Genomic DNA, 19,228 nt, shown 5'->3' with positions numbered 1-19,228 from the left:
AGGAAGGATTACGCCGGCAATACAGGCGCTTCGGCTTCCATCTCCGGTTCAGCCGGAAAAACATCCTTGTAGCCCAAATAGATCGAGGCGTTCAGCACCGGCACCAGAATCAGCATGCCGAGACCGAAAGGAATCATGGCGATCATCATCAGGATAAAGGCGATCACCCCGTAAACCAGAAACGGCCACATATTGCGCAGACAACCCACAAAGCTCAGCTTCATCGCATCCATGGCCGTCATGTTGCGCAACACCACCAGCGCCGGGGCGAACCAATACGCCATCAGCAGCGGAACCAATAGCGCCATGGCCACCAGCAGGGCGACCAGCATTCCGCCCATCGCACCCACCATCGCCTCGGTCGGTTCAGCGCCCTGCATCTGACCCAGCGCCGCAGAACCTAGAATGGAGCCGCCGCCGGCCATCATCATCAGACCCAGGATGGTGATCGAACCCACCAGATAAATGCCGCCCACGGTAATGAGTTGACCGGTGTTGTTCTTGAATCCGGCTATCAGATAGCCCAGCTCGAGCTCTTCACCCGCTTCCACGTCGCGACAGGCCAGCATGAAACCCGCGGTAAACACCGGCGCCAGCAGCGTCATCACCAGCGGCCCCACCACGGGAACGATGGAAACCACGATGACGATCAGGAAATAAATAACAAACAACGTAATCCAGATCGGCGGGTTTTTCCTGAACAGGCCGAAACCGTCAGCAATCCACCGCCAACCCTGTCCAGCATCCGCTTTACGAATTTCCATGCTTAATTCCTTACAATAAATGCTGAAGTTCCAGCGACGTCGCTACATGCCGCTGCAGGATACGTCGGAAATGGCCGGGGTCTTTGGCATGGGTGAGTTCACCCGGGCGTGGGAAATGTAAATCGTAAAGCCGCGACAACCAGAAACGCAGGGCTCCCGCGCGTAGCATGGTCGGCCATGCCTGCTGCTCCATTTCGGAGAGGGGGCGGGTACCATGATAGGCTTGCAGCATGGCTGCAGTTCGCTCACTATCCAGTGATCCATCTTCAGTGACGCACCAGTCGTTCACCGTAATCGCCAGGTCGTAAAGCCAGGCATCGCTACAGGCGTAGTAAAAATCGATCGCGCCACTCAGGGTATCATCCTTGAACAAGACATTATCGCGGAACAGGTCACCGTGGATAACGCCTCGCGGCAGATCCACGAAGCGGAAGCTGGACTGGTGGGTGATTTCCTGGCTGAGCAGCGCACTGTCCTCAGCCGTAAGCCTGGGCATAACCTGTGGCGCGGTCGCCTTCCACCAGGCCGGACCGCGCGAGTTCGGCATTTCGACCTTATAGGAACGACCGGCAAGGTGCATGTCAGCGAGCATTTCGCCGACCTGGCCGCAGTGGTGCGCATTTGACTGCTCCAGCGACTTGCCCTCAAGGCAGCTGACGATGCAGGCCGGTTTGCCGTTCAACTCACCGAGAAAATTGTTGTCCAAACTGGCGATCGGCCGCGGACAGGGAATGCCGTGAGAAGCAAGATGGTCGAGCAGGTTGAGAAAAAATGGCAGTTCTTCGCGGGTGAGCTTCTCGAACAGAGTCAGCACGTAGCGCGCATGACTGGTGGTGACGAAATAATTGGTGTTTTCGATGCCCGCAGAAATACCCTGCAAGCCGACCAGGCCGCCCAAAGAATAATTCTTCAGCCAGACGGCAAGTTCATCCCTGGAAACAGTAGTAAATACTGACATGCTTTGACGATCTGGCCCCTAAAACCGGATTAACACCCACTGCGGCACGCGCACGCCGGAGTCCAGATTGTCCTGCCGGGAGAATTGCCCATCGCCCTTGTGGTCAACCAGGTAATAGGACACACCATGGGGTGGCGTAACTTTCAGCATGTACAGCTTGCCGCCGATGCGGTATTCCTCGACCTTTTCCTCACCGCGCTTGATGATAGTCACCTGCGGTTCGAAAGCCGGGTCGAGTTCCATGCCGGCGGGCGCCGCAGGCGGCTCCGGAATCGGCTGCAGATCCTTCGGCAGGGATTTGGCTCCCTCGGCATGAACCGGCAGGGCCAAGACTAGCAGCAATGTAGCGATGAGGGCGCGCATATTTTTTCCTTAAAACGGGTGGCCATTATACATTTGAAGGGCTTACAGACTGAGCAGCATTTCGCGCTCGGCGGGGGAAGGCTCGAAACCGCGAGTTTCATAGTACTTGAAGATCGCGTCCACCACGTCCTTGGGCTCGTCGATGATCTGGATCAGATCCAGATCGTCCGCGTTGATCGTTCCTTCCTTGACCAGGGTATCCCTGAACCAGTCCACCAGACCGCGCCAGTAGGGCCCATGCACCAGGATAATCGGGATCTTGCGGGTCTTGCCGGTCTGCACCAGTGTCAGCGCCTCCATCAGTTCGTCCAGGGTGCCGAAGCCACCGGGCATCACGACGTAAGCCGTGGCGAACTTGACGAACATCACCTTGCGCGCGAAAAAATGGCGGAAGGTCTGGCTGATGTTCTGGTAGGGGTTGGTGTGCTGCTCGAACGGCAACTGGATGTTCAGGCCGACGCTGGGGGATTTGCCGAAAAAAGCGCCCTTGTTGGCCGCCTCCATGATGCCCGGGCCACCGCCGGAAATCACGCTGAAGCCGGCATCGGACAGCTGCCGGGAAATTTCCTCGGTCAGCTTGTAATAAGCATGATCGACGGGGGTGCGGGCGCTGCCGAAAACGCTCACCGCCGGACGGATGCAACTTAGGCGCTCCGTCGCTTCGACGAATTCTGCCATAATCTCGAACACGCGCCAGGATTCCCTGGCTGAATAAGCGTGCCCGGCTATGTCCGCGCCCTGCATTTTGGGAATTTTTTCTGAGCCGTTCATGTTTAGAAACAGTGAGGAGTGAGGAGTGAGGCGTGAGGAGAAAAACCACCACAATTTCTTGGATGCGCTTTTGACCCTACTCCTAACTCCTCACCCCTAACTTCTCACTCCTTTATTTTTAAAGGTCAAATCGCAATATGGAAACTAAAACGTTGCTGCTGGTGGATGGATCATCTTACCTGTACCGCGCATTTCACGCGCTGCCGGATCTGCGCAACCGCCACAACGAGCCGACTGGCGCGATCTACGGCGTACTCAACATGCTGCGCCGCCTGCACAAGGATTATAACGCCGATTATAGCGCCTGTGTGTTCGACGCCAAGGGGAAAACCTTCCGCGACGACCTCTACCCGGAATACAAAGCCCACCGCCCGCCGATGCCGGATGATCTGGCGCGCCAGATCGAGCCGCTGCACGAGGCGATCCGCGCCATGGGGTGGCCGCTGCTGATGGTGGACGGAGTAGAGGCCGACGACGTCATCGGCACTCTGTCCGAACTGGCTTGGCGCCAGGGCATCCGCACCGTGATCTCGACCGGCGACAAGGACATGGCACAGCTGGTCAATCCGCACGTGACGCTGGTCAACACCATGAGTAACGAAAAGCTTGACGAGGCCGGGGTCGAGACCAAGTTCGGCGTGCCCGCCACGCGCATCGTCGATTACCTCTCCCTGGTCGGCGACGCGGTGGACGGCGTGCCGGGAGTGGACAAGGTCGGCCCGAAGACAGCCGTCAAATGGCTGGCCCAGTATGGCTCGCTCGATAACCTGATCGCCCATGCCAACGAAATTGGCGGCGTGGTCGGCGAAAACCTGCGCAACACCCTGGACTGGCTGCCCAAGGGCAGGGAACTGGTCACCATCAAGTGCGACGTGGCGCTGCCGGTGGAACTGACCGAACTCGGCCCGCAACCGCCGGACACGCCCAAGCTGATCGAACTGTTCGAGCGTTGCGAGTTCAAGACCTGGCTGAGGGAGTTGTCATCAGAGGTCAGCACGCAGCCTGCGGTCGGCAGCGGGCAGCCATCGGCGGGCGAGCTGAATTTTCAGCCGCCAGCCAGCTACGAAACCGTGCTTACGCAAGAGGCGCTCGACCGCTGGCTGGAGAAAATCGCCGATGCCGAGCTGATTTCCGTGGATACCGAAACCACCAGCCTCGATCCGCTGGCAGCGCAGATTGTCGGCATTTCGCTGGCCACCGAGGCCCATCTTGCCGCCTACATCCCGCTTGCCCACCACTACGCCGGCGTGTCGCAGCAGCTTGATCGGGAAACGGTGCTGAACCAGCTAAAACCGCTGCTGGAGAGCAAGTCCCGGCCCAAGCTCGGGCAGAATCTCAAGTACGATAAGCACGTGTTCGCCAACCACGGCATCCTTCTCGACGGCATCATTCACGACACCCTGCTGCAATCCTACGTACTCGAAAGCCACAAGCCCCACGACATGGACTCCATGGCACTGCGCCACCTCGGCACCAAGACCATCACCTACGCCGAGGTCGCAGGCAAGGGCGCCAAGCAGATTGGATTCGACCAGGTCGACCTCGAAACCGCCACCCGCTATGCCGCCGAGGACGCCGACATCACTCTGCAACTGCACCAGAACCTGTACCCGCAGATCTCTCCCAACGCCAGGCTGGACTTCGTTTATCGCCACATCGAAATGCCCCTGCTCGATGTGCTGTTTACCGTGGAGCGCAACGGGGTGCTGCTGGATACCCAACTGCTCGCCCAGCAAAGCCACGAGCTCGGCACCAGCATGTTGCGGCTGGAGAAGGAAGCGCACCTGCTGGCGGGCCAGCCGTTCAACCTCAATTCCCCCAAGCAGATCCAGGAAATCCTGTTCGATCAGCTCAAGCTGCCGGTGAAAAAGAAAACCCCGAGCGGCGCCCCTTCCACCGACGAGGACGTACTGCAGGAGCTGGCGCTGGACTACCCCTTGCCCAAGGTGCTGCTGGAATACCGCGGCGTCGCCAAGCTCAAATCTACCTACACCGACAAGCTGCCGCGCATGGTCGACCCGCAAACCGGCCGCGTCCACACCCGCTACAATCAGGCCGTGGCGGTCACTGGCCGGCTGGCCAGTTCCGACCCCAACCTGCAGAACATTCCGGTGCGCTCACAGGAAGGACGGCGCATTCGTGAAGCCTTCATCGCCACGCCGGGCAGCCACATCATCGCCGCCGACTACTCGCAGATCGAACTCCGGATCATGGCCCACCTGTCGGGTGACGAAAGTCTGCTCAAGGCCTTTGCCGCCGGCGAGGACATCCACCGCGCCACCGCAGCGGAAGTCTTCGGTACCACGCCGGCCGAAGTCAGCAGCGAACAACGCCGCTACGCCAAGGTGATCAACTTCGGGCTGATCTACGGGATGTCCGCATTCGGACTGGCCTCGCAATTAGGCATCGAGCGCTCCGCCGCCCAGTCCTACATGGAACGCTACTTCGCCCGCTATCCCGGCGTGGCCCGGTACATGGAGCGCACCCGAGAAGCCGCCAAGGCGCAGGGTTATGTCGAAACCGTGTTCGGGCGCAGGCTATGGCTGCCGGAAATCAGCGGCGCCAACGGCATGCGCCGCCAAGCCGCCGAACGCGCCGCAATCAACGCGCCGATGCAGGGCACCGCCGCCGATCTGATCAAGCTCGCCATGATCGCAGTGCAGGGTTGGCTGGAGAAAAATCGCATGCAGAGCCTGATCATCATGCAGGTGCATGACGAACTGGTGCTGGAAGTGCCGGACGCCGAACTGGAAACCGTCCGGCGCGAGCTGCCTGGCCTGATGTGCGGCGTGGCGCAGCTCGCCGTGCCGCTGGTAGTAGATGTGGGGGAGGGGCCGAACTGGGAGCAGGCGCACTGAAACAAGCGCCAGAACCATGACGAACGAGTAGCCGTGCCGCGAAAAAGCTGGCAAACTGCGCAAAAATGACAAAATAATAAAGGTTGCCGCATGAACGATGAATCGCAACACCCCGCACCGGTCAACGAATCCAGCTACAACGAACTCGGCCATCTGATACGCCAGCTCCACGACACCCTGCGCGAACTCGGCTGCGACGAGGTAATCCAGAACCTGGTCGGCGAACTGCCGGACACTCAGGATCGCCTCAGCTACATTGCCCAGCTTACCGAGCAGGCCGCCCAACGAGTGATCAATGCCGTGGAAAAGGCTCAACCCCTGCAGGAAAAGATGGAAACTGACGCCCTAGGCTTGGCCGAGGAATGGCGAAATGCCCAAGGGAATGGAGAACGCCAGCGCATCGGCGAAAAAATGCACGCCTTTCTCACTGGTATCCCCACCCTCACCCGGGAAACCTCATCGCAGCTTACGGAAATCCTGATGGCCCAGGATTTTCAGGATCTCACCGGCCAGGTCATCAAGAAAATCTCCCAACTCACCCGGGAACTTGAGCACCAACTGGTGCACATCCTGCTCATCAGCAAACCGGCTGACGACAGCAAAAACGACGGCCTGCTTAACGGCCCGGTCGTCAAAAAAGATGGGCGCACCGATATCGTGAATGGGCAGGAGGAAGTCGACGACCTGCTGACTAGCCTAGGGTTTTGATCATCTGACTACATACATAGCGACCGAAACATGGGGTCCGGAATATGGCTGGAGACAGGGCAGAGCCACTTAAAACAATTCGACTTCGGCACCTTTTACCATAGGTGTGTTTTCCGGAGGCTTTTGGGTGACCACTTCAAGTTAGCGCTTTCAACAAGGGGGATGTACTCATGAAAAATACCGTAAGAATATTTGTGTCTGTTTTGGTCCTGCTGCTAACAGGATGCGCTTCAGTTCTAATGGCACCATTGGACCAAGACACCAAGGCGAAGGATTTTTCACCCGTCCCAAACAAGGCATCTTTGTACATCTATCGCAACGAAAGTATGGGTGCCGCAATACCGATGACAGTATCTGTTAATGGAAAAGCCTTGGGCCAGACGGCAGCACAAACATATTTCAGGTTAAACCTCTTGCCAGGAAAATATAATATCGAATCCCACGCTGAGAATGTTTCAAGCTTTCCTTTGCCTGTTGAGGCAGGAAAGAACTATTTCGTGTGGCAAGAAGTAAAGATGGGAATGTGGATGGCAAGAAGTTTGTTGCAACAGGTAGACGAAATCACTGGGCGAGCTGGCGTATTAGAGTCGAAACTGATTGCATCGTCAATTTCAGATAATGATTTGGCACCACTTGATGCGCAAATGGCCACGCTTCCCGCATCCCAATCGACCTCAAATGAGTCCGTAAGCCAAAAGCCACGAGAATTACAAAATCTACGAAAGGATGGAATCATCACCGAAGAAGAGTTTCAGAAAAAGAAACAGCCGCTTATGGAAAAACTCTAATCCGGCAATCGAGAGGGGTCAGCTTCGGATTGTTTTTCCGGAGACGAAACCCTATCCCAGCAACCCGCTCTGCGCGATCCCATCGAACACGAACTGCACTGCCAAGGCGGACAGCAGGATGCCGAAAATCCGGTTGATCACCTGCATGCCTGTCACGCCAAGGAAACGGTGGAGTTGGCTGGCGGTCAGCATGGCGACGAAGGTGGCCAGCATCACTACCAGCAGGGCGGCCAGGATGATCAGCTGATGCGTGACATGCCCCTCGGCATTCGCCATCAACAGGATCGCCGCTCCGATGGCGCCAGGGCCGGCGATCAGGGGGGTGGCAAGCGGAAATACGGCAATGTCGTGCTTGTGTTCAGCCTCCCGGTCCTCCTCATCCGTCGTCGAAGTGGCGCCGGAGGTGCGCGCGAACACCATATCGATGCTGATCAGCAGCAGCAAGATACCGCCAGCCGTCCTCAACGCCGCCAGAGAAATCCCCATTCCGGCCAGCAGAAACTTCCCGAGCAGTGCAAACACCAGCAGGATCACGGTGGCGATCACGATCCCGCGGATAGCGATAGAACGCCGCTCCGCAGGGGCGGCTGTTGCCGTCAGGGCGGCAAACATCGCCGCCACATCGATCGGAGCGACCGTTGCAAAGAAGGTTGCCAGGGCAATGCCCGCTGTCTCAAACATTGATACTCTCAAAAGGTTTTGCTGCACATTATTCATTGAAGCACATATTGAGGGGTTGCCCCGGTCAAACGATAGCATGCTACGCGCCACACTTTACCCCTGCACCAAAGCAGGGCATATACCGGTCGAATTAAACACCGCATTCTTCTTCACGACAAGCACCCTCTCGCTGGCATGCCACGCACCACATCAAGGCATGTCCCTACCCGGAAACCGGCTTGCCGGCCTCCATCAGAGAAGTGGTTTTTCGTTGAGTTAATCCCTTTCCCGGCAACGGGTTTGGGATTACAATACCGGCCTTCCCGCTCAAAAAATAAGCAATGAAAATCGGCCCCTATTCCCTGAATAGCAATTTGGTCGTTGCCCCCATGGCAGGGGTGACCGACCGTCCTTTCCGCAAACTGTGCCGCAGCTTCGGCGCGGGACTTGCCGTTTCTGAGATGGTCGCCTCCAATTCCCTGCTCTATGGCAGCGAGAAAACCAAGCGCCGAGCCAACCACGAAGGCGAGGTTGGTCCAGTGTCGGTACAGATCGTTGGCGCCGATCCGGATATGCTGGCCGAGGCAGCGAAATACAATGCGGACCGCGGCGCACAGATTATCGACATCAACATGGGCTGCCCGGCGAAGAAAATCTGCAACGTCATGGCCGGTTCAGCACTGCTACAGAACGAGCCGCTGGTGGCGCGCATCCTGGAAGCGGTAGTCAAGGCGGTGGACGTGCCGGTGACTCTGAAGATTCGTACCGGCTGGGACAAGGACAACCGCAACGCGGTCAACGTGGCGCGCATCGCCGAGGCCTCCGGCATCCAGGCGCTGGCCATCCATGGCCGCACCCGCGCCTGCGGCTACAGCGGTGATGCCGAGTACGACATTATCGCCGCGGTCAAGGCTGAGGTAGGCATTCCAGTTATTGCCAACGGCGATATCACCACGCCGGAAAAAGCCAAATTCGTGCTCGATTACACCCGGGCCGATGCCGTCATGATCGGTCGCGCTGCTCAGGGCCGACCCTGGATTTTCCGCGACATTGCCCATTACCTGAAAACCGGCGAGTTGCTGCCGCACCCCGATGTGGCTGAAACTCACAGCCTGCTGAACAGCCACCTGCATGAGCTTTACGCCTTCTACGGCGAACACACCGGCGTGCGCATGGCGCGCAAGCACATTGCCTGGTACACCCGCGGCCTGCCGGATTCCGCCGGATTCCGCCATGCCATGAACCAGTTGCTAACCACCCGCGAGCAACTTGACTCCGTCGAGCGCTTCTTTGCCGAATCTACCGGACATACTTATACGATGGAAAACGAGATGGCAGCATGATCAACGAAAACGAAATTTCCACCTGCGTGCGCAAGGCCCTGGATGGCTACTTCAAGGATCTGGACGGGGAAAAGCCCTGTGCCATCTATGAAATGGTGGTGGGCTGCGTAGAAAAGCCGCTGCTGCAGGTGATCCTCGACCACGCCCAAGGCAACCAGACCCGCGCCGCCGAAATCCTCGGCCTGAACCGCAACACCCTGCGCAAGAAAATGAAAACCCACGGTATCAAATGATTAATAGTGAGGGGTGAAGAGTTAGGAGTAAAAGCGGCGTAGCTGTTGCTCCTAACTCCTAACTCCTAACCCCTTACTCCTCACCGCATCCAGGATCAAACATGACCAAAATCAGTCGAGCCCTCATCAGCGTTTCCGATAAATCCGGCGTTCTCGAATTCGCCAAGACCCTGCGCCAGTTCGGTGTGGAAATCCTCTCCACCGGTGGTACTGCAAAAATGCTTGCTGAAGCGGGCGTGGCAGTTACCGAAGTCGGCGATTACACCGGCTTTCCTGAAATGCTGGATGGCCGGGTCAAGACCCTGCATCCGAAAGTGCACGGCGGCATCCTGTTCCGGCGCGATCTGCCGGCCCATGTATCGGCTGCGGCCGATGCGGGCATCCCGCCGATCGACCTGGTAATCGTCAACCTCTACCCGTTCCGCGCCACCATCGCCAAGCCCGACTGCTCGCTGGAAGATGCCATCGAGAACATCGACATCGGCGGCCCGACCATGGTGCGCGCTGCCGCCAAGAACCATCGCGATGTGGCGGTAGTGACCGACCCGGCCGACTACGCTGCGCTGGAGGCCGAGCTCCAGGCCAATGGCGGCGCGCTCAGCAGCGAAACCAAATTCAAACTGGCGGTGAAGGCTTTTTCCCACACCGCCGAGTACGACGGCGCGATCAGCAACTACCTCACCGCCGTCGCCCCGGACGGCAGCAAGCAGCAATTTCCGGAACGGCTCAATTTCCAGTTCGCCAAGGCTCAGGCCATGCGCTACGGCGAAAACCCGCATCAGCAGGCCGCTTTTTATATCGCGCCCGGAGAAAAAGAGGCGAGCATCGCCACCGCCCGCCAGCTGCAGGGCAAAGAACTGTCCTACAACAATATCGGCGATGCCGATGCTGCACTGGAATGCGTCAAGCAGTTCGACGAGGCGCCGTCCTGCGTTATCGTCAAGCACGCCAACCCTTGCGGCGTGGCCTACGGCGCCAACCTGCTTGAAGCCTATGACCTCGCCTACAAGACCGACCCTGAATCCGCCTTCGGAGGCATCATCGCCGTCAACGGCGAATTGGATGCCGCAACTGCGCAGGCCATAGTCGAGCGCCAGTTCGTCGAAGTCATCATCGCCCCCAAGGTTTCAGCAGCGGCCAGCGAAATTGTGGCGGCGAAAAAGAATGTGCGCCTGCTGGAATGCGGCCAGTGGTCGAAGGAGCCGGCCCAGCGCCTGGATTTCAAACGCGTTACCGGCGGCCTGCTGGTACAGGGAGCAGACCTGTCACTCTACAATGAACTCAAGGTGGTCACCAAGCGTGCACCGACCGAAGCCGAGATGGCCGATCTGCTGTTTGCCTGGCGCGTAGCCAAATTCGTCAAATCCAACGCCATCGTCTATGCCAAAGGCAAAATGACCATTGGTGTCGGCGCAGGCCAGATGAGCCGAATCAATTCCGCGCGTATTGCTGCCATCAAGGCCGAGCATGCCGGCTTGCAAGTCAGCGGCTCAGTAATGGCCTCGGACGCGTTCTTCCCGTTCCGTGACGGCATCGATTCAGCCGCCCAATCCGGCATCGTCGCCGTAATCCAACCCGGCGGCTCAATGCGCGACGAAGAAGTCATCGCCGCGGCGGACGAGCATGGCATGGCGATGGTGTTCACCGGGATGAGGCACTTTAGGCATTAAGCTTGAACCGCGTCCTCCGCGGTGAAACGGGATTTTAAAACATGAAAATATTAGTCATTGGCAGTGGCGGTCGTGAGCACGCACTCGCGTGGAAGCTGGCGCAAAGCCCACGTTCAACCAGGATCTTCGTTGCCCCCGGCAACGCGGGCACCGAGCTCGAACCCGACCTGACCAACGTCGCCCTCACCACCATTCCTGAGCTGCTGGAGTTCGCCAAACAGGAAAAGGTCGCCTTTACCGTGGTCGGCCCGGAGGCGCCGCTGGCCGCTGGCATCGTCGACGCCTTCCGCGCCGAAGGGCTGAAAATCTTTGGCCCGACCCAGTTCGCGGCACAACTGGAAAGCTCCAAGGATTTCGCCAAGGCCTTCATGGTGCGTCATGGCATCCCGACCGCCGCCTACGCCACCTTCACCGATGCAGCACCGGCCCACGCCTACATCGACCAGCAGGGCGCCCCCATCGTGATCAAGGCTGACGGTCTGGCGGCAGGCAAGGGCGTGGTAGTGGCTCAGGACCTGAACGAAGCGCACGCCGCCGTGGACATGATGCTGGCTGGCAACAATCTGGGCGCTGCCGGTGCCCGGGTGGTGATCGAGGAATGTCTGCTCGGCGAGGAAGCCAGTTTTATTGTCATGGCTGACGGCAAGCACGTGCTGCCGCTCGCCACCAGTCAGGATCACAAGCGCCTGCTGGATGGAGATCAAGGCCCCAACACCGGCGGCATGGGCGCTTATTCGCCGGCTCCCGTCATCACGCCGGCACTGCACGCGCGCGTGATGCGCGAAGTGATCGACCCGGTGATGCAGGGCATGGTGCAGGAAGGGGAGATGTTCACTGGATTCCTCTATGCGGGCTTGATGATCGACGCCACGGGCAATCTCAAGGTGCTGGAATTCAACTGCCGCATGGGCGACCCTGAAACCCAGCCTATCATGCTGCGACTGAAGAGCGATTTGCTAACTCTGGTGGAACACGCCGTCAACGGCACGCTCGACCAGGTCGAAGCGGAATGGGACCGCCGCACCGCGCTGGGCGTGGTCCTGGCTGCCGCACACTACCCCGACGACCCGCGCAAGGGCGACGTCATCAACGGCCTGCCGCCGCTCAATGACCTGCTGGAAGAAACCCCGCGCGACTATCACGTCTTTCATGCCGGCACCGCCATGAAAGACGGCAAGGTAGTCACCAGCGGCGGTCGTGTGTTGTGCGTCACCGCCTTGGGTGACAAGGTGCAACTGGCGCAGCGGCGGGCTTACGAGATCGCCGAGCAGATCAAGTTCGACGGTTGCCAAATGCGCCATGACATCGGCTATCGGGCGATCAAATCCAAACCCTGATCGCAAGGACTGATGCCATATTCTGCTGCCCTGATCCGGAAAGTGCGCGCCCACATCAGGGGTGGCGGAGTCATCGCCTATGCCACTGAATCCTGCTATGGCCTGGGCTGTGACCCACGTAGCTATTGCGCCGTCAGGCAAATTCTCCAGCTCAAGAACCGCCCCCAGTCCAAGGGCCTGATTCTGATCGCCGACCGCTACAGTCGCCTGCGGCGCTACGTGCTGCCGCCCACGCTGGAACAATCGATGCAACTCGACCTCACTTGGCCGGGACCGCATACCTGGCTGATGCCTGCTTCCCGCCACACGCCACGCTGGCTACGTGGCCGGCATGAAAGCATTGCCGTGAGAGTGACCGCACACCTAGACGCCTCCGAATTGTGCCGGGCTCTTAGAACGGCACTGGTTTCGACCAGCGCCAACCGTGCCGGTCTGAAGCCGTTAAAAACCCGCTCTGCCTGTTTCAAAGCCTTTGGCCAAAATGTTCTGGTACTGCCGGGTCGGGTCGGCGCCCGCAAAACTCCCTCCACCATCCAGCATCTACTAACCGGCAAGATCATCCGACCCTGAATATGAACCGAGACGCCGTCAAAACCTATCTTACCGATTTGCAGGAACGCATCGTAACCCTGCTGGAGCAGACCGATGGCGATACCTTCCTGCGCGACGCGTGGCAACGGCCAGAGGGTGGGGAAGGCTTGAGCTGCGTGATCGAGGAGGGCAAGGTGTTCGAGCGTGGCGGGGTCAATTTCTCCCACGTGCGCGGGCAAAAGCTGCCCGCCAGCGCTACGGCCAAACGCCCCGAACTGGCCGGCTGTGGCTTCGAAGCGATGGGCCTGTCGCTGGTGCTGCACCCGCGCAATCCTTATGTGCCTACCACCCATTTCAACGTGCGCTTCTTCTGTGCGCAACCGCCCGGCGCTGAGCCGGTGTGGTGGTTCGGCGGCGGCATGGATCTGACGCCTTATTACGGCTTTACCGAGGATACGGTGCATTTCCACCGTACCTGTCGCGATGCGCTGGTGCCATTCGGCGCGGAATACCACCCCCGTTTCAAACAATGGTGCGACGAATATTTTTTCCTCAAACATCGCAACGAACCACGTGGCATAGGCGGCATCTTCTTCGACGATTTCCATGAGCGGGATTTTGACTTCAGCTTCAGCCTGATGCAAAGCGTCAGTGAGCACTTCCTGTCTGCTTATATGCCCATACTACAACGCCGCAGCGCAATGCCATACGGCGAACGCGAGCGCGATTTCCAGGCTTATCGCCGTGGCCGTTATGTCGAGTTTAACCTGGTGTGGGATCGCGGCACCTTGTTCGGCCTGCAATCTGGAGGGCGTACCGAGTCCATCCTGATGTCGCTTCCGCCCATCGTCAAATGGCGCTATGACTGGCAGCCGGAGAAGGGCTCGGAAGAGGAGCGTTTGTATCGCGAGTTTCTGGTAGGGAAAGACTGGCTTGCATAGCACAGGTCGACGGCTCTTCCATTAACGGGAGAGTTTCTGGTTATAATTCGCGGAAGTACTATAAAAACAAGCCGCCACAGCGGTCAGGGGGAAACAACATGCAAACAATCGAAGCGCTGATCGCGACGCTGTCCGGCTGGGTATGGGGGCCACCCATGCTGACCCTGCTAGTGGGCACTGGCCTGTACCTGACTGTGCTGCTGAAAGGCTTGCAGTTTCGGGCGCTGCCGCTAGCTTTTCGTCTGGTTTTTCACAAGGACCACGGCCACGCCGGCGACATCAGCCATTTCGCCGCACTGATGACGGCACTGGCAGCCACAGTCGGTATCGGCAACATCGTCGGCGTTGCCACCGCGATCACGCTAGGCGGTCCTGGCGCGGTGTTCTGGATGTGGATGACCGGTCTGGTCGGAATGGTAACCAAGTATTCCGAAGCCGTGCTGGCGGTCAAATACCGTGAGAAAGGGGAACACGGGATGCGCGGCGGGCCCATGTATTACCTTGCAAAGGGTGCCGGGCTGCCGTGGCTGGGATGGCTGTTCGCACTGTTTACCGCCCTCGCCACCTTTGGCATCGGCAACATGGCGCAGGCCAACGCCACCGCCAAGATCTTTGAGGCCACTTTTCATGTCGAGCCGTGGGTCACCGGTGTCGTGCTGATGGTGTTGACGGCCCTGGTGATTCTGGGCGGCATCCGCTCGATCGGTAAATTCACCTCTTTTCTCGTGCCGTTCATGATCATCGGCTACGTGGGTTCGGCCCTGGTGGTGCTTGCACTCAATGTTACCGAAATTCCCCATGCCTTCGGCCTGATCTTCAGCCATGCCTTCTCGCCAGCCGCTGCCACCGGCGGATTTGCCGGCGCTACCATCGCCGCAGCCATGCGCTTCGGCATCGCGCGCGGCGTGTTCTCCAACGAATCCGGCCTGGGCTCGGCGCCGATTGCCGCCGCCGCCGCACGCACCAGTGATCCGGTCAAGCAGGCACTCGTCAGCATGACCCAGACCTTCATCGACACCCTGGTGGTCTGCACCATGACCGCCCTGGTGATCCTCAGCGCGAACTCGTGGACACAGGGCGTCAGCGCCGGCCAGCTGACCAGCGCCAGCTTCGGTGAGACGCTTGGCAGCGCAGGCGAGATCATCGTCGCCCTGGCAACGGCCGTGTTCGCCTATTCCACCCTGATAGGCTGGAATTACTATGGCGAGAAGGCCATTGAATATCTGTTCGGCGCGCGTTCCATCCGCATCTACCGCATTTTTTTCATCGCCATGGTGGTCGTCGGGGCGATGATGAATCTGGAATTCGTCTGGAACTTCTCCGACCTGATGAACGGGATGATGGCCATCCCCAACCTGATCGGCCTGCTGTTGCTGTCCAAGGTCATCAAAGCGGAGACCGACCGCTATTTCAAGTCCTGACCGGCCATGACCCAGACCCAACACCGTAGCCACTGGACCAGTCGCTGGACCTTCATCCTGGCCACGGCCGGCTCTGCGATAGGTCTTGGCAATATCTGGAAATTCCCATACATGACCGGGGTCAACGGCGGTAGCGCCTTCGTCCTGGTTTTTATCGCCTGTATCGCCGTAGTTGGCCTCCCGCTGATGATGTGCGAGATCATGCTCGGCCGTCGCGCTCAGCGCAATCCTGTAGATGGCATGGCCGCTCTGGCGAAGGAAGCAGGCGCTCCTATGTTATGGCGATGGGTGGGCATTATGGGCCTGATCGCGGGACTGCTGATTCTGGCCTTTTACAGTGTAATCGCCGGCTGGGTGCTGGATTACGTGGTTCGTGCGGCCAGCGGCGCCTTCAAAGGTATCGATGGAGCGATGGCACAGAATCAGTTCAACGCATTTCTTGCCGCGCCACTGGAGCTGGGCTTGTGGCATAGCCTGTTCATCGTGATGACTATGAGCGTAGTAGCGCGCGGCGTGAATTCGGGTCTGGAAAAGGCCAACAATATCCTGATGCCCGCACTGTTTGCCATTCTGCTAGTGCTGCTTGGCTACAGCCTGGCCGAAGGCGATGTCGCCCGCTCTGCCGATTTCATGTTTACCCCCGACTTTTCCAAAGTCACGCCGGTGGTAGTGCTCTCGGCGCTCGGCCATGCCTTCTTTTCCCTGAGCCTAGGGATGGGAGCGGTGATGGTATACGGCTCCTACCTCCAGCGCCATGTCTCCATCGCACGCACCTCACTGTTCGTAGCCCTTGCCGACACCGCTATCGGCCTCCTGGTGGGGCTCGCCATTTTCTCCCTGGTGTTCGCCAATGGACTCGAGCCGGCGGCAGGGCCTGGGCTGATCTTCCAGACTCTGCCTATCGCCTTCGGAAAAATGCCGGGCGGAGCTTTTATCGGCACGCTGTTCTTCCTGCTGGTCGCCTTCGCTGCCTGGACATCGGCGATTTCCCTGGTCGAACCGGCAATTTCCTGGCTGACCGAAAATACACGCCTGACCCGCAAGGGTGCGGCATTGCTGATCGGCCTGACCGACTGGTTGCTCGGCATTGCCGTACTGCTCTCGTTCAACGTCTGGAAAGACGTGCACCTGCTGTTCGGCCTCGGTATTTTCGACACCCTCGACAAGCTGACCACCAATATCCTGTTACCCCTGGGCGGGCTGCTCATGGCGCTGTTCGCAGGATGGGTGATGAAGACCCATCACGTTCAGGATGAGCTTAATGTAAGTGCATGGCCTTACCGGCTGTGGCGCTTTACCATCCGCTTCGTCTCGCCGCTGGCGATCATCGCCATCTTCCTCTATCTGTTCGGGCTGGTGAAATAAAAAAAGCCGGCGCTGTGCCGGCTTTTTTCGTTCAACTGCCAAATTACTTCAGGCTGAGGATCCACTGGACCAGTTTGGCGGCATCTTCCGGCTTCACCGCAGCGTTTGGCGGCATAAAAGGCATGCCGGCCTTGCCCTCTTTCATCCACCCCAAGCCAGCAGGTCCTGTCCCCTTTACAACATGATCGGTGAGCCTGGCTTGGGCACCTTTATCACCAGCATATTTCTTGGCCACATCCTTGTAAGCCGGGCCTAGCACCTTAACGGCGACCTGATGGCAAGCCAGGCAGCCACTCTTTCCTGCCAGAGCGCTTTCATCCGCAGCAACAGCTTGTCCAGCCACCAGCAGGGCCGCAGCAGCGGCAATTCCCAGAATTGCTTTCATTTAAGACTCCTTGTTTAACTTGAAAAAAAATTGATCCGACATCTTATCCAATTTTTCCGACTTTGCAAACCTGTAGCAGGATATCAATATCCGATATTGCCGGTAAACATTTAACGCTCTGGCACACCCAGGCGTTGACAACAGATGTTGCCGGCTTGTCGAGACTGCCAGGCAGCTTTTCCATCTCGTCCGACAACGCCAGAACCATGGTAGAGGGCCGATATTCCTTCGCCAGGGTTTGTTGCCAAGCCGCGACCTGCTCGGCAGGGCCGCGCAGGACGGCGATCTGCGGCGGATCCAGATATTCCTCCAGAACCGAAAGAAAGGACATGAAGCCGGCCGGCTGGCTGGCAATCTGAGGGTAAAACAGCTTGAGAGCACGCTCCGCCGCTGCCAGGTACCGGGTTTCGCCGAGCAGGTGCCCTAGCCGCTGCAGCGCGAACGCCGCCACGGCATTGCCGGATGGGGTTGCATTGTCGAACCCTGTTTTCGGCCGGAAAATCAAGGTTTCGTGATCGTGCGCGGTGAAATAGAAACCGCCCTGATCGCAGTCCTCGAACCGGACTAGCAGCGCTTCCGCCAGCTCACACGCGAAGGTCAGATCGGCCGTGCGAAAACGGGCCTGTAACAATTCCACTAAAGCGTCGAGGAGAAAGGCGTAATCGTCGAGATAGCCACCCAGATTGGATTTGCCATCTTTCCACGAGGCCAGCAGCCGGTTGTTTCGCCACAATTCAGCGTGAATGAAATCCGTTGCCTGCTGTGCCAGGGCGATCCAGTCTTCCCGCCCGAAGGTACGGCCGGCATGAGCCAGTCCTTTGATCATCAGTGCGTTCCAGCTGGTCAGGATCTTTTCGTCCCGCCCTGGCCGCACCCGTTGTGCACGCAAGGCTATCAGTTTGGTTCGCGCACTTTCCAGCAAACGCCACGCATCGTCCAATTCCACGCTTAGCTCCCGCGCTACCTGGTCGAGCGGATGGGCGACATAAAAATGCCAGTGGCTGCCTTCGAAGTTGGCCGGTTGGTCAAGGCCGTAATGGCGCGACAGGACGGCATATTCGTCGGCAGAAAGCGTGGCGGCAACTTCCTGCGGCGTCCATACGTAGAACTTGCCCTCCACGTGCTCGGAATCGGCATCCAGCGCCGAATAGAAGCCGCCCTGCGGCGCGCGCATTTCACGTTCCAGCCATGCTACGGTCTCTTCCGCCACCCTGCGGAAACGCTCGTCGCCGCTGCAACACCACGCGTTGGCATACAGTTCGAGCAGCGGGCCGTTGTCGTAAAGCATTTTCTCGAAATGCGGGATCAGCCAGCGCTCGTCCACACTGTAACGGCAGAAGCCGCCGCCAAGCTGGTCGTTGATGCCGCCGTCGGCTATTTTGCGCAGCGTCTGGCGTGCCATCTCCAGCGCTTGTGCATTCTCTTCGGCGGCATAACGGCGCAGGCAAAAGGCGATTTCGCTCGGCCGGGGAAACTTGGGGGCACCGCCGAAGCCGCCATGCACCGGATCGAAGTTTTTCTCGAGCTGGGATTGCGCACCTGCCAGGGGCGCCGGGTTGGGCTCTATCCCTGCCTGTGGTACTGGCCCGCCGGACGCCAGGCTTTCCCGCAGCGAGATATTTTGCTGGGCAATATCATGCCGGCGTTCGCGATAAGCCTGCGCCACTTTCGGCAGCAGGTCCTTGAAGCCAGGCCGGTTGTAGCGAGCCTCGGGAGGGAAATAGGTGCCGCCGTAGAAGGGGGTCTGATCCGGGGTCAGAAACAGGGTCAGCGGCCAACCGCCGCTCTTTCCGGTGAGCAGATTGTGGGCACTCTGGTAGATCTGGTCGAGGTCAGGCCGCTCTTCACGGTCGACCTTGATGGCGATATAGTCGCGGTTGATCAGATCGGCAGTGGTCTGATCCTCGAACGATTCGTGCGCCATGACATGGCACCAGTGGCAAGTTGAATAGCCGACAGAAAGCAGAATCGGCTTGTCCTGTTCGCGCGCAAGAGCTAGCGCTTGCTCACACCATGGATGCCAATTCACCGGATTGTCGGCATGCTGCTGCAAATAGGGGCTGGATTCTGAAACAAGATGGTTGGCCATGACGATCTCCTGAAAAGGCGATAATCAGGATACCATAAAGACC

General features: G+C 58.8%; 18 protein-coding genes. 11 read left to right on the top strand and 7 right to left on the bottom strand.

Annotation, left to right across the window (positions count from 1 at the left end; genetic code table 11):
- Nucleotides 1-8 precede the first annotated feature (8 nt).
- The 4 genes from SCD_RS00245 to SCD_RS00230 are packed head-to-tail and all read right to left on the bottom strand — an operon-like array spanning nucleotide 9 to nucleotide 2,856.
- A complete protein-coding gene (locus SCD_RS00245) occupies nucleotides 9-764 on the bottom strand; it encodes a BPSS1780 family membrane protein (protein ID WP_009207158.1) in 756 nt (251 codons plus the stop codon).
- Between the two features lie 10 nt (nucleotides 765-774).
- Complete coding sequence (locus SCD_RS00240; RefSeq protein WP_009207159.1) at nucleotides 775-1,722, bottom strand: homoserine kinase; 948 nt, start codon at nucleotides 1,720-1,722, stop codon at nucleotides 775-777.
- Between the two features lie 18 nt (nucleotides 1,723-1,740).
- On the bottom strand, nucleotides 1,741-2,085 hold the full coding sequence (locus SCD_RS00235) for a DUF2782 domain-containing protein (RefSeq protein WP_009207160.1): 345 nt from the start codon (nucleotides 2,083-2,085) through the stop codon (nucleotides 1,741-1,743).
- Nucleotides 2,086-2,127: 42 nt separating this feature from the next.
- The gene (locus SCD_RS00230) at nucleotides 2,128-2,856 is read right to left on the bottom strand and encodes an LOG family protein (RefSeq protein ID WP_021035726.1); all 729 of its coding nucleotides are present in this window, start codon (nucleotides 2,854-2,856) and stop codon (nucleotides 2,128-2,130) included.
- Nucleotides 2,857-2,993: 137 nt separating this feature from the next.
- Here SCD_RS00230 and polA point away from each other — a divergent pair, with 137 nt between their 5' ends.
- From polA to SCD_RS00215, 3 genes are all read left to right on the top strand, one after another.
- Nucleotides 2,994-5,714: a DNA polymerase I gene (gene polA / locus SCD_RS00225; protein WP_009207162.1), complete on the top strand. Its 2,721-nt coding sequence runs from the start codon at nucleotides 2,994-2,996 to the stop codon at nucleotides 5,712-5,714.
- A 90-nt stretch (nucleotides 5,715-5,804) separates the two neighbouring features.
- Nucleotides 5,805-6,422 (top strand): protein phosphatase CheZ, encoded by a 618-nt coding sequence (locus SCD_RS00220; protein WP_009207163.1) that lies wholly within the window; start codon nucleotides 5,805-5,807, stop codon nucleotides 6,420-6,422.
- A gap of 170 nt (nucleotides 6,423-6,592) precedes the next feature.
- Nucleotides 6,593-7,210, top strand: a complete 618-nt coding sequence (locus SCD_RS00215; protein WP_021035725.1) for a DUF2846 domain-containing protein — start codon at nucleotides 6,593-6,595, stop codon at nucleotides 7,208-7,210.
- Nucleotides 7,211-7,261: 51 nt separating this feature from the next.
- On the opposite strand, the gene SCD_RS00210 is transcribed toward SCD_RS00215, so the two are convergent.
- Nucleotides 7,262-7,891 (bottom strand): MarC family protein, encoded by a 630-nt coding sequence (locus SCD_RS00210; protein WP_009207165.1) that lies wholly within the window; start codon nucleotides 7,889-7,891, stop codon nucleotides 7,262-7,264.
- A 320-nt stretch (nucleotides 7,892-8,211) separates the two neighbouring features.
- Here SCD_RS00210 and dusB point away from each other — a divergent pair, with 320 nt between their 5' ends.
- The 8 genes from dusB to SCD_RS00170 all read left to right on the top strand — a co-directional run bounded on the left by dusB (nucleotide 8,212) and on the right by SCD_RS00170 (nucleotide 16,711).
- Nucleotides 8,212-9,213, top strand: a complete 1,002-nt coding sequence (gene dusB, locus SCD_RS00205; protein ID WP_009207166.1) for a tRNA dihydrouridine synthase DusB — start codon at nucleotides 8,212-8,214, stop codon at nucleotides 9,211-9,213.
- Nucleotides 9,210-9,446, top strand: coding sequence for a helix-turn-helix domain-containing protein (locus tag SCD_RS00200; RefSeq protein ID WP_009207167.1), 237 nt, complete (start codon nucleotides 9,210-9,212; stop codon nucleotides 9,444-9,446). The genes dusB and SCD_RS00200 overlap by 4 nt, the downstream gene beginning before the upstream one ends.
- 101 nt (nucleotides 9,447-9,547) lie before the next feature.
- Nucleotides 9,548-11,116 carry a bifunctional phosphoribosylaminoimidazolecarboxamide formyltransferase/IMP cyclohydrolase gene (gene purH / locus SCD_RS00195; RefSeq protein ID WP_009207168.1) on the top strand — a complete coding sequence of 523 codons (1,569 nt, stop codon included), beginning with the start codon at nucleotides 9,548-9,550 and terminating at the stop codon, nucleotides 11,114-11,116.
- 41 nt (nucleotides 11,117-11,157) lie between these two features.
- On the top strand, nucleotides 11,158-12,453 hold the full coding sequence (purD, locus tag SCD_RS00190; RefSeq protein ID WP_009207169.1) for a phosphoribosylamine--glycine ligase: 1,296 nt from the start codon (nucleotides 11,158-11,160) through the stop codon (nucleotides 12,451-12,453).
- Between the two features lie 12 nt (nucleotides 12,454-12,465).
- Nucleotides 12,466-13,023, top strand: a complete 558-nt coding sequence (locus SCD_RS00185) for an L-threonylcarbamoyladenylate synthase (protein ID WP_009207170.1) — start codon at nucleotides 12,466-12,468, stop codon at nucleotides 13,021-13,023.
- Between the two features lie 2 nt (nucleotides 13,024-13,025).
- Nucleotides 13,026-13,925, top strand: a complete 900-nt coding sequence (gene hemF / locus SCD_RS00180) for an oxygen-dependent coproporphyrinogen oxidase (RefSeq protein WP_009207171.1) — start codon at nucleotides 13,026-13,028, stop codon at nucleotides 13,923-13,925.
- Nucleotides 13,926-14,023: 98 nt separating this feature from the next.
- Nucleotides 14,024-15,346, top strand: a complete 1,323-nt coding sequence (locus SCD_RS00175) for an alanine/glycine:cation symporter family protein (protein ID WP_009207172.1) — start codon at nucleotides 14,024-14,026, stop codon at nucleotides 15,344-15,346.
- A gap of 6 nt (nucleotides 15,347-15,352) precedes the next feature.
- Entirely contained in the window at nucleotides 15,353-16,711 is a 1,359-nt protein-coding gene (locus SCD_RS00170) for a sodium-dependent transporter (RefSeq protein WP_009207173.1), read from the top strand.
- A gap of 43 nt (nucleotides 16,712-16,754) precedes the next feature.
- Here the strand turns inward: SCD_RS00170 and SCD_RS00165 are convergent, their stop codons facing one another.
- On the bottom strand, nucleotides 16,755-17,096 hold the full coding sequence (locus tag SCD_RS00165; RefSeq protein ID WP_009207174.1) for a c-type cytochrome: 342 nt from the start codon (nucleotides 17,094-17,096) through the stop codon (nucleotides 16,755-16,757).
- Nucleotides 17,097-17,139: 43 nt separating this feature from the next.
- Nucleotides 17,140-19,185, bottom strand: a complete 2,046-nt coding sequence (locus SCD_RS00160) for a thioredoxin domain-containing protein (RefSeq protein WP_009207175.1) — start codon at nucleotides 19,183-19,185, stop codon at nucleotides 17,140-17,142.
- Nucleotides 19,186-19,228: the final 43 nt, after the last annotated feature.

Origin of the sequence: Sulfuricella denitrificans skB26, assembly GCF_000297055.2 — a bacterium.
GTDB classification, from domain to species: Bacteria; Pseudomonadota; Gammaproteobacteria; order Burkholderiales; family Sulfuricellaceae; genus Sulfuricella; species Sulfuricella denitrificans.
Note: the sequence above shows the minus strand (reverse complement) of the source record. Positions and strands in the feature narration are given on the sequence as shown.